Source organism: Streptomyces sp. NPDC050485, assembly GCF_044458185.1.
Taxonomy (GTDB): Bacteria; Actinomycetota; Actinomycetes; order Streptomycetales; family Streptomycetaceae; genus Streptomyces.
In genome coordinates, this window is sequence record NZ_JBITHR010000007.1 from 82,072 (window position 1) to 97,761 (window position 15,690).

The following is a 15,690-nucleotide window of genomic DNA, read 5'->3' on the forward strand; positions in this document are numbered from 1 at the left end:
GGTGCTCGTCGCCCTCTTCACTCCGCTCGCGATCAGCGCGGTGCTCGCTCTGGCGGCGCCCTGGGCCGGCGGCCGGCTGCCGCCGCGCATGGCGGCCTGGCTCCTGACGGTCGCCTCGCTGATCGCGGCCCTCGGCACGGCGATCGACCTGGGGATGACGGCCTTCACCCTCATCGGGCAGATCCCGGCCGTGGCCGCGGAAGGCGAGTGGTCGCCGGGCGTGCTGGCCGCGCAGGCCCCGGTCAACTGGCTGGTCGCCGCCGTCTGCGCGCTCGCCCTCACCGGCGGTGTGGGCGCGCTCGCGGTCAGCACCTGGCGGCAGACGGCGGTCTGGCTGGCGGCCCGCCGGGAGGGCCGCGCGCTCCCAACCGGCAGTGATCTGGCGGTGGTTGACGATCCGGTGCCGCAGGCTTTCGCGCTGCCCGGTTCGCCCGGCCGCATCGTCGTCTCGTCCGGAATGCTGCGGGCGCTGTCCGCCGACGAGCGCACCGCGCTGCTCGCCCATGAGCGGGCCCATCTGCGCCACCGCCACCATGTGTTCCTGCTGGTGCTGCGGCTTGCGTCGGCGCTCGACCCGCTGCTGCGGCCGGTCGCGCGGGCGGGAAGTTTCGCGGTGGAGCGCTGGGCCGACGAGGAGGCCGGCACCCTGGTGGGCGACCGGCCCCTGGTGGCGCGGGCGGTCGCCCGTGCGGCGCTGGCGGCCAAGCGGGCCCCGCGGCACTCGCTCGCGGCGACCGGCGGCCCGGTGCCGCAGCGGGTGCGGGCACTGCTCGCTCCGCCGCCGCCGTTCCGCCGCGATCTGGTGGCGGCGCACGCGCTGCTGATGGTGATCTGCTGCTTCAGCCTGGCGCTGTCCGCCAGCGACATGGACCAGCTCTTGGACACGGCCTCGCCCGGTCACCTGCACACGGCGGCCGGGGCCCATCACCGCCACCACGAACGTTAGGGCGGGTCCGGCCACCCGGCCGGACCCGCCCTGTCGGCGAGGCCCGCTCAGGTCGCGAGCAGGCCCCGGCCCAGCCAGTCGGACGAGTCCTTGACGCCCGGCAGCGCGAAGAAGTAGCCGCCGCCGGTCGGGGAGATGTAGTCGACGAGCGGTTCGTCGATGAGGCGTTCCTGGGTCGCCTCGAACTGCCGCTTGACGTCCTGCTGGTAGCTGCAGAAGGCCAGGCCCATGTCGAGGTTGCCGACGTTGTCGATGCCCCGGTCGTAGTTGTAACCACGGCGCAGGATACGGGAGTTGTCGGTCTGCGCGGTCCTCGGGTTGGCGAGCCGGATGTGCGCGTTCATCGGGATCGCGGTGCCGTGCGGGTCCTTGGCGTAGTTCGGGGTGTCGGTCTCGGCCGCGCCGTCCAGCGGGGCGCCGGTGTCCTTGCGGCGGCCGAACATCTTCTCCTGCTCGGTGAGCGAGACCCGGTCCCAGAACTCGACCAGCATGCGGATGATCCGGATGACCTGGTAGCTGCCGCCGACCGCCCAGGACGGCTCGCCGAGCGAATCGCCGACCCAGATCAGCCGGTCGGTCTCACGAGCGGACTTCACGTCCGGGTTGACGATGCCGTCCTTGAAGCCGAGCAGATTGCGCTGGGCACCGGCCGGGCGCGGCGCGTTCTGGAAGCCGTCGATACGCCACTTGATCTGCATCGCGCCACGGGTCTGCCGGGCGATGTCGCGCAGCGCGTGCAGCACCACGTCCTGGCGCGCCCCGCAGATCTGCAGCGACAGGTCGCCGTGGCATTCGGCGGCCTTCAGATTGTCGTTGGGGAAGGTCCGCATGGGTGTGAGGTGCAGCGGCTTGGCCTTGGTGAGGCCGTAGCGGTCGTCGAAGAGCGAAGCGCCGACGCCGACCGTGACGGTCAGCTCGTCTGCCGGGACGACCGGGCCGAGGATGCCGTTGTCGGAGGGCGGGGCGCCGACGCCGAGGTCGGCGGGGGCGCCGCCGGCGGTCAGGAAGCGGGCCCGTTCGGTGATGGTCCGCAGCAGCTCGGCGAGGTCCTTGCGGCTCTCCGCGATGACGTCGAGGGAGACGAAGGTGGCGGCCGCGGGCTGCGGGGTGAGGATGCCGGCCTGGTGGGCGCCGTGGAAGGGCACCTTCCCCGAGTCCTCGGTGCCGGCCGCGTGCGCCTCGGTGGGACGGGCCTGGCTCAGCGCGAATCCCCCGCCGGCCAGCACGGCCCCGGCCGCGCCCGCGCCCAGGGCCGTCTTGACGAACGAGCGCCGTCCGGCGGGGCAGCCGCCTTGCGGGGCAGGGTTTTCGGCGGGCATGTCGGGGTTCCCTTCGGGGCGTGCGGCAGATCGTGCGTCGTTCATCAGGCGGACTTCCGGATCTCCAGGAGGTCCGGCACCGGGGCCAGGTCTTCGAGCAGCTGCCCGGTCGCCCCGTTCAGCCGGGTCCGCGCGGCCGCGCCGAGCCTGTCGACCGGTGTCCAGTTCTGGTCGTGGTGCGCGGCGTCGAGCAGCTTCTGCACCCGGGCGATGTCACCGTCGACCCTGGGAAGCAGCTGGGCGTCGCGGGAGGCGAGCAACGGCCGCAGCACGCCGAGGAGTTCGCGGGTCCCGGCGAGGTTGGCGTCCGCGGTGGCGAGGCTGGTCCCGCTGCCCTGGTCGGCGTCACCGGTCAGCTCGAACTGGAGGGTGTTCTCCAGGATCTCGTGGGTGCGCAGCGGCAGGTCGGCGGGGTCGAAGTCCTGGGTGGGGAACGCCTTCTGGAGACCGGCGGAGTCCTCGGCGAGGTGGGCGGCGGGCGCGGTGAGATCGCTCGCCGATTGGCCGTGCCACAGGCCGTACTCGATCCGGTGGAAGCCGCTGAAGTCCTTGTCGTTCACGCCGTCCGACAGACCTGCGGTCCGTCCGTTGATCTTCTTGTCGAAGTCCTGGAAGGTGCCGTAGGCCGCGCCGAGCGAGGAGTAGGTGCGGTGCGCGGTGAGCCAGTCGGTGCGCGCGGCGTCGAGGTTGCCGCCCGCTATGTCGTCGCTCAGCTGCTTGGTCTGCGCGACGAGGGTGGCCAGGCCCTGGCCGACGTACTGCTTGTACGAGGTGAGCGGTGCGGCCAGGTCGGCCTCGGAGACGGGCACGACGGCCTTGGCGGCACCGCCGCCGCTGACCCGTACCGGCGTCGAGGTGACGGCCTTGCCGCCGGTGGGCACGCAGCGCCAGGCGTACGAGCCGCCCGCGACGGTGGCGACCAGGTCGCGGGTGGTGCCGGGGGCCAGACCCTCGATCTCGCCGTAGACCGCGTTGCTCGCCGGGTCGATGAGGTAGACCTCGGAGGCCTTGTCGCCCGTGTTGTGCATCTGGAACGTCTGCCGACCGGGCTTGGGCGCGGTGAATCCCTTGCCGCACTCCTTCTCGGAGACGGCGATGGTCTGGGCGTCGGCGGGCTTGGACTTGCCGAAGGCCACGACGCCTCCGGCGACGGCGGCGGGGACCGCGACCACGGCCACCGGGACCACCCAGGCGGGCCGCTTGCGGGTACGTGCCGGCGCCTCGGCGGGCTTCTCCTGCGAGGCGGGCTCGGCGGCGGAGGAGGACCGCACGCCGCGCACGAACAGCGTCATGACCACGGCGAGATAGCCGACGTACGCGATGACCTGGAGCCAGGTCATCGTCGGGGTCAGGTTGAACACGCCCTGGACGAGGGTGCTGTACCAGGCGCCGGGGTCGATGCTCTGGCTCAGGTCGACGGCGTACGCGGACTTGCCGGGCAGCACCCCGCCTTCCTGGAGGTCCCGCAGCCCGTAGCCGAGCACGCCGGCCGCGATGACGATGAGGACGGCGCCGGTGGCGGTGAAGAACTTCGTCAGGTTGATCTTCAGGACGCGGCGGTAGAGGCCCCAGCAGAGGCCCGAGGCGATGACGATGCCGATTCCGGCGCCGATCATCGGGCCCGCGGATTCGCCGGCCGCCCGCGCGGTGGTCCACAGGAACAGGGCGGTCTCCAGGCCCTCGCGGCCCACCGCGAGGAACGAGGTGACGATCAGCATGCCCGTGCCCATGGCGAGCGCGCCGGTGACCTTCTCCTTGATCTCGCCGGAGAGGTTGCGCGCGGAGCGGCGCATCCAGAACACCATCGCCGTGACGAACGCCACGGCCACCACGCTGAGCGAGCCGCCGAACGCCTCCTGGGCGGTCGCGGACATGCTGGCCGCGGTGAAGGTGAGCACCGCCCCAAAACTCATGGCGAGCGCGAGCGCCGCCAGCACCCCGGTCCACACCTGCGGCAGCCGGGACTTGGCCCCGGCCCGTACGAGTGTCGCGACCAGGATCGAGACGATCAGTCCGCCCTCAAGCCCCTCCCTCAAACCGATCAAGAAGCTCGGAAACGCGTCGTCCCACATGCCGTTCTCCCCAGCCCTACAAAGGCGTGCCTCGCCTCAGTTAGCGAAGGCATACCTTAATCAATGAGGACTGGCGCGTCTACGCGGGTGTAGTCAGATTCCTCCGCCGCCCGTGTGGTAAGGGCCCCGCAAGGGGAGCGGGGAGCCGCGCGACCGCCCTCCCCCCCTCGGCCCGCGGCCGCCTGACCGCACGTCAAGCGGAGCGCTCAGTCGTTGTTCCACAGCTGGGCGTGCTGACTGGCGTCGCAAGGCGTCACCATCGCCCCGTTGCTGCCGACTTCGAGGCACTCCCCACTGGAGGTGTTCTTGATGGTGCTGCCGGACGAGTCACTGGAGCCGATGCGCCAGTGCTGGCCGCCCGACTGCCCGCAGGGGAAGGCAGTTGCGTAGCCGGTGAAGCCGCCGCCGACGCCGCCTCCGAAGTCGCTGCCGCCGACGAGGCAGTAACCCGTGGCCTTGTTGATCAGCTCGAAGCTGCCGTCGGACGCGTGGGAGAAGGTCCACGCGTAGGACGCGCTGGAGGAGCAGGGCCCGTACGAAGCGCCGGTGCCGGCGCTGCTCAGGCACTGGCTGTTGGAGACGTTCTTGACGCGGTAGGTGCCCGGCGAGCCGATCGTGGCCCCGGACTGCGGGGGCGGGTCGGCCGGGGGTGGCTGGTTGCCCTGGCTTCCACCGCCCGTCGTCCCGCCGCCCGGACTTCCGCCCGAGGACCCGCCGGACGACCCGCCGGAGGCTCCGCCCGCGCCGGTGCCGCCGCCGGTGGTGACCTGGCCGCCCTGGTGCGGATCGGCCCCGGGGGGCGGGGCGGCCGGACCCGAGGCAACCGGGGAAGCCGGCGGGGCGCTCTGACCGGGACTCGGTGCGCCCGACTGCTGCGGCTGCGCGGAAGCGCCGGGACCCGACCTTCCCGGGGACGGCGCCCCGGCCGACGAAGCCGCCGCGGGCGGCGCCGCGCCGCGCGGGGACGAGTCGTACGGCACGAGGTTGATGCCGATCACCGTGCCGGTGACCACCACGACGGCGGGGATGACAGTGAACAGCACGCGGGTGCGGCGCTCGCGGGGCTTCCTGGCCACGGGGGCGACCAGCGGAACGTCCACTTCCGGCTCGGCGGTACGGGGCCGCAGCCTCAGGGTCGACTCGCTGACCTCGCCGACCTCGGGCACCTTCGCGGCGAAGGCGGCCCGTTCGGCCAGCCGGTCCCTGACCACCTGCGGCCACGCCACGGCGCCGGGTGCCACGTGCTCGCGCGCGAGGTCGAGCAGTTCGGCCGCCGACGGCCGGGCCGCGGGGTCCTTGGCGAGGCAGGACTCGACGACGGCGGCGAGATCGGCGTCGATCTCGCGCACCGGGCCGAGGTCGGGATCCTCGTGCACGATGCGGTACAGCTGGGCGTGCCCGGCGCCCTCGCCGAACGGCGGGCGTCCGGTCGCCGCGTAGACGAGCAGGCAGCCGAGGGAGAAGACGTCCGAGGCGCCGGTCAGGCGCAGGGTGCCCGCGGCCTGTTCGGGCGCCATGTAGGCGAGCGTGCCGATGACCATGCCGGTCTGGGTCAGCCTGCTCTGGTCCGCGGCCCGCGCGATCCCGAAGTCGATCACAGTGAGGCCGTCGAGGGTCAGCATCACATTGGAGGGCTTGAGGTCCCGGTGCACGATCTCGCGCGCGTTCACCGCGCCCAGGCAGGAGGCCATGTCCCGCAGCAGCAGCCAGAGCGCCTCGGGCGGCAGTGCGCCGCCGTGCAGGTCCACCGCCTGGTCCAGGGTGAGTCCGGGGATGTACTCGGTGGCGAACCACGGCGGCCTGGCGGTGCGGTCGGTGGCGAGCAGCGCGGCGCTGACGCCGGTGGGCAGTCGGGCGAGGTTGTCGAGTTCGTGCCCGAAATGACGCAGGAAGTCCTGGTCCTCGGCCAGCATCGGCAGGACCTGCTTGACCGCGGTGAAGCGCCCCGACGCGACACCGAGGTAGACCCGCCCCATCCCGCCGGAACCGAGTCGTCCGACGAGCGGGAACGAACCGATCTGCCGGGGGTCGTCCGCCGCCAGCGGCACGGCCCCGCTGCCCGTCAGGTCGAAGCCCTTCCCCCCGCCTCCCGGCGCGCTTCCCTCCTGGCCCGCCTCTGACGTCACAGCCGCCTCCCCCGCGAGAACAACACCTTCCCCCTCCCATGACATGCTCCTGCCCGGGAAGGTTCCCGGGAGCAGGAACAGGATGCTCGCACATCCTCCAAGTAGGCCCTCACGAGGGCAAGTTCGAAGTGGATCACAGGTGGGGCCGCCGACCCGGACGGCGTGATTCCGCTTCGGTCCGCGGGAGCCCCCGAGCGGTCCACCGCCCCTCCGCCCGCCACCCACAGCCCGATCGTCTACAGTCACGTAGACATTGACTGGGTGGCGATCACCACCGAATCGGACCAATCAGCCCAACCATGCCCGGATCAGGGGCAGTTGAGGGCACGGGGCGCGGCGCGCCGGGAGGGCAGGAGCGACCATGGGTCAGCCGATCAGCGAGGCCATGACCAGGCCGGGACCGGAGGGGCGGCACCGGGCGGCCGCGTATCCGACCGGCTCGAACTGGAGCAAGGTGCCCCAGGTCACGGCCCTGTTCTGGATCGTCAAGGTGCTGACCACCGGCATGGGCGAGACCGCGTCGGACTACCTGGGCCGCACGCTCGGCCCGATTCCCGCGGGAGGCCTCGGACTCACGGGCCTGGTGGTCGCGCTGGTGCTGCAGTTCCGCAGCGACCGGTACCGGCCCTGGACCTACTGGTCGGCGATCGTCATGGTCAGCGTGTTCGGCACCATGGCCGCCGATGTCGTGCACGTCGTGGCGGGCATCCCGTACACGGTCTCCGCGGTGGCCTTCACCGTGGCGCTGGCCGCCATCCTGATCGTTTGGTACGTCAGCGAGGGAACGCTGTCGATCCACAGCATCCGCACCCGCCGCCGCGAGACCTTCTACTGGGCCACCGTCCTCGCCACCTTCGCCCTGGGCACCGCGGTCGGCGACCTGACGGCGGGCACGCTGAAGCTGGGCTATGTCGCGTCGGGCTTCCTCTTCGCCGCCTTCATCGCGGTACCCGCCCTCTCCGGCCGCTTCCTCGGGCTGAACGCGGTGGCCGCCTTCTGGTGGGCGTACATCCTGACCCGGCCGCTGGGTGCCTCCTTCGCCGACTGGATGGGCGTGCCCACGGCCCGGTCCGGCCTCGGCTGGGGCACCGGACCGGTCACTCTGGCGCTCATCGTGCCGATCGTCGCGCTCGTCGCCTACCTGGCGGCCAGTCACAAGGACACACCGGCGGAGCAGCCGGTCCGTCAGTAGCGGGCACCTCCCGGCAGCGCCCGGCTCCCGGCCGAAACAGCCGCCCCCCTCACACCACGGGCGCCCCTTCTCGGCAAGGGGCGCCCGTCGGGCAGCACGTTTCCAGCCAACTGGACTGCGTCCGGTGACAGTTAAGTAACGCTGTGCCACATTGATGCGCATGAACTCAGCCGTTTTCTGCACCGTGGTGCCACCCCACATCCTCGACAGGCTCTCCCAGCACGAGGACCCGGCCGTGTACGGGCCCGCGCGCCGCACCCTGGAGCGCGACGCCCTGCTGCGCACCCAGCGCCGGATCACCACCGTGCGCGGCGTCGCCGCCCCCACCGCCACCCCGTCCGACAAGCCCGACCGCACCATCTACGACGCGGGTCACCAGCAGACGCTGCCCGGCACGAAGGTGCACGCGGAGGGCGACCAGCCCTCCGGCGACGCCACCGTCAACCGGGCGCACGCGGGCCTGGGTGCCACGTTCGAGTTGTATCTGAAGGCGTACGGACGGCATTCCATCGACGACTCAGGGCTGCCGCTGATCGCGACCGTCCACTACGGCGAGAAGTACGACAACGCCTTCTGGAACGGCGACCAGATGGTGTTCGGCGACGGCGACGGCGAGCTCTTCGGCGACTTCACCCTGCCGATCGACGTCATCGGCCACGAACTGACCCACGGCGTCACCCAGCACTCCGCGAACCTGGACTACTTCGGCCAGTCCGGCGCGCTCAACGAGTCCGTCTCCGACGTGTTCGGCTCACTCATCAAGCAGTACGCACTGGGCCAGAGCGCCGATCAGGCCGACTGGCTCATCGGCTCCGGTCTGCTCGCCCCCACCGTCCACGGCGAGGCACTCCGCTCGATGAAGGCCCCCGGCACGGCGTACGACGATCCGAAGCTCGGCAAGGATCCGCAGCCCGCAACGATGAACGACTACGTCCGCACCAGCCGCGACAACGGCGGGGTGCACATCAACTCCGGCATCCCCAACCACGCCTTCTATCTGGTGGCTTCGCAGCTCGGCGGCAACGCCTGGGAGCGGGCCGGGAAGATCTGGTACGCCACGCTCACCGGCGGCGGGCTCGCCACCGGCGCCCAGTTCGCCGACTTCGCACGGCTGACAGCGGCGACCGCGCGCAAGCTCTTCGGCGACGGTGACGAGATCCAGGCGGTGCTCAAGGCCTGGTCCCAGGTCGGCGTGCCGACGACGTAGCGGCCGCACAGTCGCACGGGACGGCCGCGCTCCCTCGGCCCGCACGCCCCCGCTGTCGGGGTCGTGCCGAGGCGCGCGGCCGGTCAGCCGCCGCCGGGGAATCCGGTGCCGGGGACAACGCGGGGTGTGTGCCCGCGCTGTCCTCACTTCGCGTAGACGGCGACGAAGTCCCGGGTCGCCTGGTTGTAATAGCGCTCGGCCGGGTTGCCGAAGTCGAGGATGTTGGTGGGCTTCGGGTTGGCCGGATCGCTCGCGGAGTCGTAGCTCATGAAGGAGGGCCAGGCCCGGTTCATGTCCAGCGGCATGGCGCGCACCGCGCCGGCCTGCTGCATCAGTTCGGCGAGGGTGCGGGCGGTGAGCGCCTGGCCGACGACCATAATGACGTCGCCCTCCGCGGTCACCCCGACGCCCGAGCGCTCCACGAACATCCGGCTCTGGTCCGTGGCACCCCACTTGGAGTCGACGTCGATGTCCGGCACGACCCGGCCGTTGTCGACCATGAGCTCCAGGCACTGGCGCACGCCGGCCACATCGGGTGTCATCCGCATGTCACGGCCCCATTGGCCGATCCCGATCGAGCCGTCCTTGTAGAAGACCTCCGCCGCCGCGCCGTCGCGCAGGTTGCCCGCCGTCTTGCCGTCGAGGTAGAAGCCGCCGTGCGAGCCGCCGTCGGTGACCTTGAAGCCGCCGTTCCAGGTGGCGAGGAGACCGGTGCGGCTTCCCTGCGGGATGGCGGGCGGTACGGAGAAGGTGCCACCGGGTTCGCGCAGCCCCGGATGCAGTTGGAAGCGCGCCCTCTTGGCGCTGACCCAGGCGACGGCCGCCTGGTAGGAGGTGTGGGCGCCGTCGGGGCGCACGTAGGTGCCCTGCACGACGGGCTCGCCGTGTGCGGTGCTCAGCACCCGCCACACCCCCTCGCCCGGCAGGGCGGGACTGACCAGCGGCCGCATCGGGGAGCGCAGGGGCACCTCCTGGTGGTGGACCGGCATGGCGGGGGCCGTCGCCTTCATGCGGGCGAGCGCTTCACTCGGCAGGGTGCCGCCCACCTTCGGCGGGTCGAGTTCGTACTGGAGGTTCTCCAGCTTGTCGACGACGACGCCCAGCTTGTGTTCGCGGGCCCAGCCCGCCAGCCGCGCCGCCGTGCTCTCGTCACCGGGGTAGGTCAGCACCTCCCCCACCGAGTAGCCGAGCGCGCCGACACACACCACACACACCGCGAGTGCGCCCCGGGTGGCCAGTTTGCGACGGCCGAGCTGTGCCGGTGTCAGCGCGCTCCGGGGTTTCCACGGCACCAGTCGCCGTCGCGCGGCCTTCGCCGGGCCCGGCCCGCGCGCGTTCGCACCGGCCGCCGCATCCGGTCCGCTCCGGTCGCCCTGCCCGCCGCCGACCGGCCGTCCCGCCCTGTGCGCCATGTCGCCCTCGCTCCCGGATTCCTCGTGACCTTCACGGCCCCATCCGCACGAGGTCGTGCCCGGCGGCGGCCGATGGCCGCGGACGGCCTGGCGCGCCGTTTCACAACTTAAGCGGGCTTTTCGAACATCTCGACCGCTGTCAGGCGACCGGATGACCCGCCCGGCCTCTGCGGGCCTACGGAAGGGGCGCCGGGGCGGGGACGCCAGCGACAGCGGGAAGCCGCGTCGGGCTCGTACGCGATCAGCCGTCCAGCAGGACGCCGATCTCTCCTCAGTACCCCAACTCGTCTTCATCAGTGGGGAGTTCAAGCTCCGGGCGGTCCCACATCACGGCGGGCGGGTTGGCCGCCACCGTGCCGACGCGCTCGGCGCCGACGCTCAGGTAGAAGCCCTCGGCGGGCGGGTGCGAGACGATCCGCACGCGGCCGAGCCCGGCGGCGCGCGCCCGGCTCTTCAGGTCGTCCATGAGGAGGCGGCCGACGCCGACGCCCTGGGCGTCGTCCGCGACGAACATCAGGTCCAGCTCGGGCGGCGAAAGGATCAGCGCGTAGAAGCCGAGCACCCGGCCGTCCGGGCCGACCGCGACGAAGACCTCATGGGTCTCGATGTAGTCCGGGCCCACCCGGTACCCGGCGACCATCGGCGCGTACGGGCCCTCGTAGGCGCCGGAGCCGCGGACGAGCCGGGTCAGCCGCTTGGCGTCGCGCGCGACCGCCCGCCGGACGGTCACCCCGCCGTGCGCCGCGCCCCGCGAACCCGTAACACGTGAAGACATGTGGAGAGTATTACTCATAGACGGGGGGCGTCGGCCGCCTGCGCGGCTCAGCCGGCGCCGGACGGGGCCGCCGCCAGCACGTCGCCCGCGGCCGTCCGGTAATAGAGGACCGAGCGCCCCGACCGGCGCCGCCCCACCAGCCCGGCGTCGAGCAGGATCTTGAGGTGACGGCCCACCGAGCCCAGCCCCTGGCCGGTCAGCGCCACCAGGTGGCTCGTGCTCTTCGGGGTGTCGAGCAGGACGAGCACGCCCGCGCGGCCCGGCCCGAGCAGCCGGCCCAGGGCTTCGGGCACCGCCGCGCGGCCCGCTTCGGCGAGCGCGCCGGTGCACGAGTACACGACGGCGTAGTGGCCGCGGTCGTCCCAGCTGACCCAGCACTGACGCGGCGTGACCGGCAGGAAGAGCAGTCGCGCACCGGAAATGTCCCGGGGCGGGTAGTCGTACACATTGATCTGCATGCGGCTCTCGCCCAGCCAGCGCATCCCGGGCCGCATGTCGTCGAGCACCGCGGCCCAGCCGCCCCGGCTCAACTGCCCGGTGCGCGCGATGATGTCGGCCTCGATGACCCGGCGGCGGCGCGGCCAGTCCGGGAGCACCGCCCGGTTCCACAGCCAGTCGAGGAGGTCCGCCGTGCGGTCCTGCAGATCGTCGCGCCGCAGCGCGGCGGGGAGCGGACCGCCGATCGTCTCGACCAGGTCCGCGTGGACGGTCGCGGCCGGAGTGGCGCGGATCTTCGCCAGTTCCTCGTGGAAGGCGGGCTCGCCGTCGCCGGTCGGCGTGGGCACGAGGAAGTCCGCGGTCCAGCGGGCGCTGCGTACGGCGCGTACGAGCCGTGCGGTGACGGGATCGGCCGCCAACTTCGCCCGGAACGCGGGCAGATGGGCATCGAGCCAGGCCCGCTCCCCCGGGTGGCGGGCGGTCGGGGCCAGCAGCGCGAAGAGGCTCGCGGTGGTCTCGGCGAGGGGCGAGACGACGAACCGGCTGCCCGCGAGGGTGTCCGCGCTGACCTGCCACCACCCCATTGGTTTCGCCTCCCCGCGAAACAGTAACGGCCGCGCGGCGCGGCCGTCGAGACTGCCCGCCATGCCCACCTACCGGGAACTCGGGCGCACGCCGGAGTTCACATCCTTCTTCCTCGTCAGTTCCGTCCAGGTCGCCGCTGCGACGGTGAGCGGCCTGGCGCTCGCCACCCTCGTCTTCGCGGCGACCGGCTCGCCGCTGCTCTCCGCGCTCAGCATGTTCGGTTCCTCCTTCACCCAGGTGATCGGGGCGAGCCTGCTGATGTCGGCGGCCGACCGGCTGCCACCGCGCGCCGCGACGACCGCGATCGCGGCGGCCTTCGCGGTGAGCACCGCCCTGCTCGCGGCGCCGGGCCTGCCCGTCGGGGCGGTCTTCGCCGTCCTGCTCTGCCAGGGCCTGGTCGCCTCGGTCGGCGGCGGGGTGCGGTACGGGCTGCTCAACGAGATCCTCCCCAAGGACCGCTATCTGCTGGGCCGTTCGGTGCTCAACATGGGCGTGGGCACGACGCAGATCTGCGGGTTCGCCGTCGGCGGCGTCCTGGTGACCGCGCTCTCGCCGCGCGGCACCCTGCTCGCGGGCGCCGCACTGTACGCGGCTGCCGCGGCCCTGGCCCGCCTCCGGCTCACCCGCCGTCCGCCGCGGGCCGAAGGCCGCCCCTCCGTCACCGAGACCTGGCGGGTCAACTCCCGTCTATGGGCGTCCGGTTCACGCCGACGCCTCTACCTCGGGCTGTGGGTGCCGAACGGTCTGATCGTCGGCTGCGAATCCCTCTTCGTGCCGTACGCACCCGAGCACGCGGGGCTGCTCTTCGCCGCGGCGGCCGTCGGGATGCTCGCCGGAGACACCGTCACCGGCCGCTTCCTGACCGCGAGTTGGCGTCGCCGACTGCCCGTACCGCTCCTGCTGCTGCTCGCCGGTCCCTATCTGCCGCTCGCCCTGCACCCGGCGCTGCCGCTCGCCGTCGCGGCCGTCGCGCTCGCCTCCGTCGGATACGCGGCCGGCCTGCTCCAGCAGGAGCAGCTCATGGCCCGCACCCCGGATGCCATGACCGGCCAGGCCCTCGGCCTGCACTCCAGCGGCATGCTCACCTTCCAGGGCATCGGCGCCGCCGTCGCGGGCACGGTCGCCCAGCGCACCTCGCCGGGCACGGCCATGGCACTGACGGCGGCGGCGTCGATCGCGGTCACGCTCGCGCTGGCGCTCATGGCGGGATCCGGCCGAATTCGCGGGCCCCGCCGCCCTGTTGAGGGCGGGCGCACCACACCGCGGCAGGTGTCCGGGGTGTGAGGGAAGCGTGGCCGATACCGCGTGGTGCCGGGAGGACGGGCGGGTCGCGGGGTAGTCAAGGGTCATGACCCCTGTGTTGTCGCCCGCTCTGTACATCTTGATGATCGTGCTGGTCATGAAGGTCGTCGAGGGGCTGCCCCGGCTGACGTTCAGCCCGCGCAACCCTCCCAAAGCCGCGGTCGGGCTGTGGCTGCTCGTCGCGGTCCCCTCGCTGCTCCAGTTCGCGCTCCCGCAGCTGTACGACGCCCTGCACCGCGACTCCGGCCTGATCATCGACCGGCACCAGTGGTGGCGGCCGTTCACCTCGTTCATGGTGCAGGACGGCGGGGTCGGGGGAACCGCGTTCAACCTCTTCGTCCTGGCCGTGATCGCTCTCGCCGCCGAACGCGTGTGGGGGACCCGCATGATGCCGGCCATCGCCGCGGCCATCCTGCTCGTGTTCAGCATCGACACCTTCCTGGTCCACGGGCCGCCCGGCGGCGGGAACTCGGGCCTGACCTTCCGGCTCGCCACCAGCATCGCCGGGCTCGCCCTGCTCATCCGCCCCGGTCGGCGCCACTGGCTGCTCGCCGCGGCGATCGCGGCCGACGGCGCGGTCCTGCTGCTGCTCGGCGACGGCCACGGCGAGCCCGTGATCACCGGCATCGTCGTGGGCCTGGTCGCCGCCGTGGTCCAGCGCCACTGGCCACGCCTGTGGCAGCCGGTCGCGGCCGACCCGGCGGCGACCCGCGGGCCCACCCGGACCGGCGGACGCGCCCGCAGAGCCGGAGAGCGACATGGACGGGCGCTGACGGCCACGGAACGTACAGATGGCGGGAGTTGACTGGAGAGAGCGATCCAACTCGTAGCATCACCGGCATTCGGTTCGCGGCGATGATCTGCCCGGACGGCCGTCAACCGCGATAGGTCTCCAGGAGCCGCAGCCACACCTCGCTGATCGTCGGGTACGACGGGACCGCGTGCCACAGCCGCTCCAGCGGGACCTCGCCCGCGATGGCGACCGTCGCCGAGTGGATCAGCTCACCGACGCCGGGGCCGACGAAGGTGACACCGAGCAGCACGCCGCGGTCCTCGTCCACGATCATGCGGGCGCGGCCGCGGTAGCCGTCCGCGTAGAGTCCGGCGCCCGCGACGCCGCCCATGTCGTAGTCGACGGCGCGCACCCGGTGGCCCGCGGCCTCCGCCTCGGCGAGGGTGAGACCGGCCGAGGCGGCCTCGGGCTCGGTGAAGACGACCTGGGGGACGGCCGCGTGGTCGGCGGTCGCGTTGTGGGCGCCCCAGCGGTCGCTCTCCAGGACCGGGATCCCGGCGGCCCGCGCCGCGATCGCGGCTCCCGCGATGCGCGCCTGGTACTTGCCCTGGTGCGTGAGGAGCGCCCGGTGGTTCACATCGCCGACCCCGTACAGCCAGTCGCTGCCTTGGACGCGGCAGGAGTCGTCCACGGGCAGCCAGGAGCCGGGGTCGAGGCCGATGGTCTCCAGGCCGATGTCGTCCGTGCGGGGCGCCCGGCCGGTGGCGAAGAGGATTTCGTCGGCCTCCAGGCGCTCGTCGCCCTCGGGCCCGCGCACCGAGACCGTCACCGCGCCGGTCGCGACATTGCGTACGACATCCGTGACCGAGGTGTGCGTGCGGATCTCCGCGCCCGCTTCCCGGAGCGAATCGGCGACGAGTCCGCCCGCGAAGGGCTCCATCCTGGGCAGCAGTCCGGCGCCCCGGATCAGCGCGGTGACCTGGGCGCCGAGCGCCTGCCAGGCGGTGGCCATCTCGGCGGCCACCACTCCCCCGCCGACCACCACGAGCCGGCCCGGCACCCGCTGGGCGCTGGTGGCCTCGCGGCTGGTCCAGGGCCGCACGTCGGCGAGCCCCGGGAGGTCGGGCAGCACGGCGCGGCTGCCCGTGCACACGGCGACGGCGTGCCGGGCGGTCAGGACGTGGTGCTCGCCCTCGGGGCTGCTGACGCTGACCTTGCGGGTGCCGTAGAGGCGCCCGTGCCCGCGGTAGAGGTGGGCGCCGATGCCGTCGAGCCATGCGACCTGCCCGTCGTCCTTCCAGTGCGAGGCGTAGTCGTCGCGGTGCGCGAGGACCGCTCCGGCGTCGAGCGGGCCCCGCACCGACTGGCGCAGGCCGGGAACCTTGCGGGCGTCGGCGCGGGCGACGACCGGGCGCAGCAGCGCCTTGCTGGGCATGCAGGCCCAGTACGAACACTCGCCTCCGACCAGTTCGCTCTCCACCACCGCACAGCTCAGGCCCGCCGCCCTCGCCCGGTCGGCGACGTTCTCGCCGACGGGTCCGGCACCCAGCACCACCACGTCGTATTCCTCGGCTTCCGTCATA

General features: G+C 72.6%; 12 protein-coding genes. 5 read left to right on the forward strand and 7 right to left on the reverse strand.

Annotation, left to right across the window (positions count from 1 at the left end):
* Window position 1: 1 nt before the first annotated feature.
* Window positions 2–946: a M48 family metalloprotease gene (locus ACIBK6_RS16395; RefSeq protein ID WP_399051915.1), complete on the forward strand. Its 945-nt coding sequence runs from the start codon at window positions 2–4 to the stop codon at window positions 944–946.
* A 47-nt stretch (window positions 947–993) separates the two neighbouring features.
* Here the strand turns inward: ACIBK6_RS16395 and efeB are convergent, their stop codons facing one another.
* The 3 genes from efeB to ACIBK6_RS16410 form a co-directional block, all read right to left on the reverse strand.
* Entirely contained in the window at window positions 994–2,265 is a 1,272-nt protein-coding gene (efeB, locus tag ACIBK6_RS16400) for an iron uptake transporter deferrochelatase/peroxidase subunit (RefSeq protein WP_399051916.1), read from the reverse strand.
* 44 nt (window positions 2,266–2,309) lie between these two features.
* Window positions 2,310–4,337, reverse strand: a complete 2,028-nt coding sequence (gene efeU, locus ACIBK6_RS16405; protein WP_399051917.1) for an iron uptake transporter permease EfeU — start codon at window positions 4,335–4,337, stop codon at window positions 2,310–2,312.
* Window positions 4,338–4,543: 206 nt separating this feature from the next.
* Window positions 4,544–6,463, reverse strand: coding sequence for a protein kinase (locus ACIBK6_RS16410; protein WP_399051918.1), 1,920 nt, complete (start codon window positions 6,461–6,463; stop codon window positions 4,544–4,546).
* Between the two features lie 361 nt (window positions 6,464–6,824).
* Here ACIBK6_RS16410 and ACIBK6_RS16415 point away from each other — a divergent pair, with 361 nt between their 5' ends.
* The gene (locus ACIBK6_RS16415; RefSeq protein WP_399051919.1) at window positions 6,825–7,655 is read left to right on the forward strand and encodes a hypothetical protein; all 831 of its coding nucleotides are present in this window, start codon (window positions 6,825–6,827) and stop codon (window positions 7,653–7,655) included.
* Between the two features lie 160 nt (window positions 7,656–7,815).
* Window positions 7,816–8,862, forward strand: a complete 1,047-nt coding sequence (locus ACIBK6_RS16420) for a M4 family metallopeptidase (protein WP_399051920.1) — start codon at window positions 7,816–7,818, stop codon at window positions 8,860–8,862.
* 143 nt (window positions 8,863–9,005) lie between these two features.
* Here the strand turns inward: ACIBK6_RS16420 and ACIBK6_RS16425 are convergent, their stop codons facing one another.
* The 3 genes from ACIBK6_RS16425 to ACIBK6_RS16435 all read right to left on the reverse strand — a co-directional run bounded on the left by ACIBK6_RS16425 (window position 9,006) and on the right by ACIBK6_RS16435 (window position 12,071).
* Window positions 9,006–10,274 (reverse strand): phosphodiester glycosidase family protein, encoded by a 1,269-nt coding sequence (locus ACIBK6_RS16425; protein WP_399051921.1) that lies wholly within the window; start codon window positions 10,272–10,274, stop codon window positions 9,006–9,008.
* Window positions 10,275–10,545: 271 nt separating this feature from the next.
* Window positions 10,546–11,049, reverse strand: coding sequence for a GNAT family N-acetyltransferase (locus tag ACIBK6_RS16430; RefSeq protein ID WP_399051922.1), 504 nt, complete (start codon window positions 11,047–11,049; stop codon window positions 10,546–10,548).
* A 47-nt stretch (window positions 11,050–11,096) separates the two neighbouring features.
* The gene (locus ACIBK6_RS16435; protein ID WP_399051923.1) at window positions 11,097–12,071 is read right to left on the reverse strand and encodes a transcriptional regulator; all 975 of its coding nucleotides are present in this window, start codon (window positions 12,069–12,071) and stop codon (window positions 11,097–11,099) included.
* Between the two features lie 61 nt (window positions 12,072–12,132).
* On the opposite strand from ACIBK6_RS16435, the gene ACIBK6_RS16440 reads away from it, so the two are divergent.
* Together ACIBK6_RS16440 and ACIBK6_RS16445 are read left to right on the forward strand one after the other, a co-directional pair.
* Window positions 12,133–13,356, forward strand: coding sequence for an MFS transporter (locus tag ACIBK6_RS16440; protein WP_399051924.1), 1,224 nt, complete (start codon window positions 12,133–12,135; stop codon window positions 13,354–13,356).
* A gap of 64 nt (window positions 13,357–13,420) precedes the next feature.
* A complete protein-coding gene (locus ACIBK6_RS16445) occupies window positions 13,421–14,179 on the forward strand; it encodes a hypothetical protein (RefSeq protein ID WP_399051925.1) in 759 nt (252 codons plus the stop codon).
* 70 nt (window positions 14,180–14,249) lie between these two features.
* Here ACIBK6_RS16445 and ACIBK6_RS16450 read toward each other — a convergent pair whose 3' ends face one another.
* Window positions 14,250–15,689 (reverse strand): dihydrolipoyl dehydrogenase family protein, encoded by a 1,440-nt coding sequence (locus ACIBK6_RS16450; RefSeq protein ID WP_399051926.1) that lies wholly within the window; start codon window positions 15,687–15,689, stop codon window positions 14,250–14,252.
* Between the last annotated feature and the right edge of the window lies 1 nt (window position 15,690).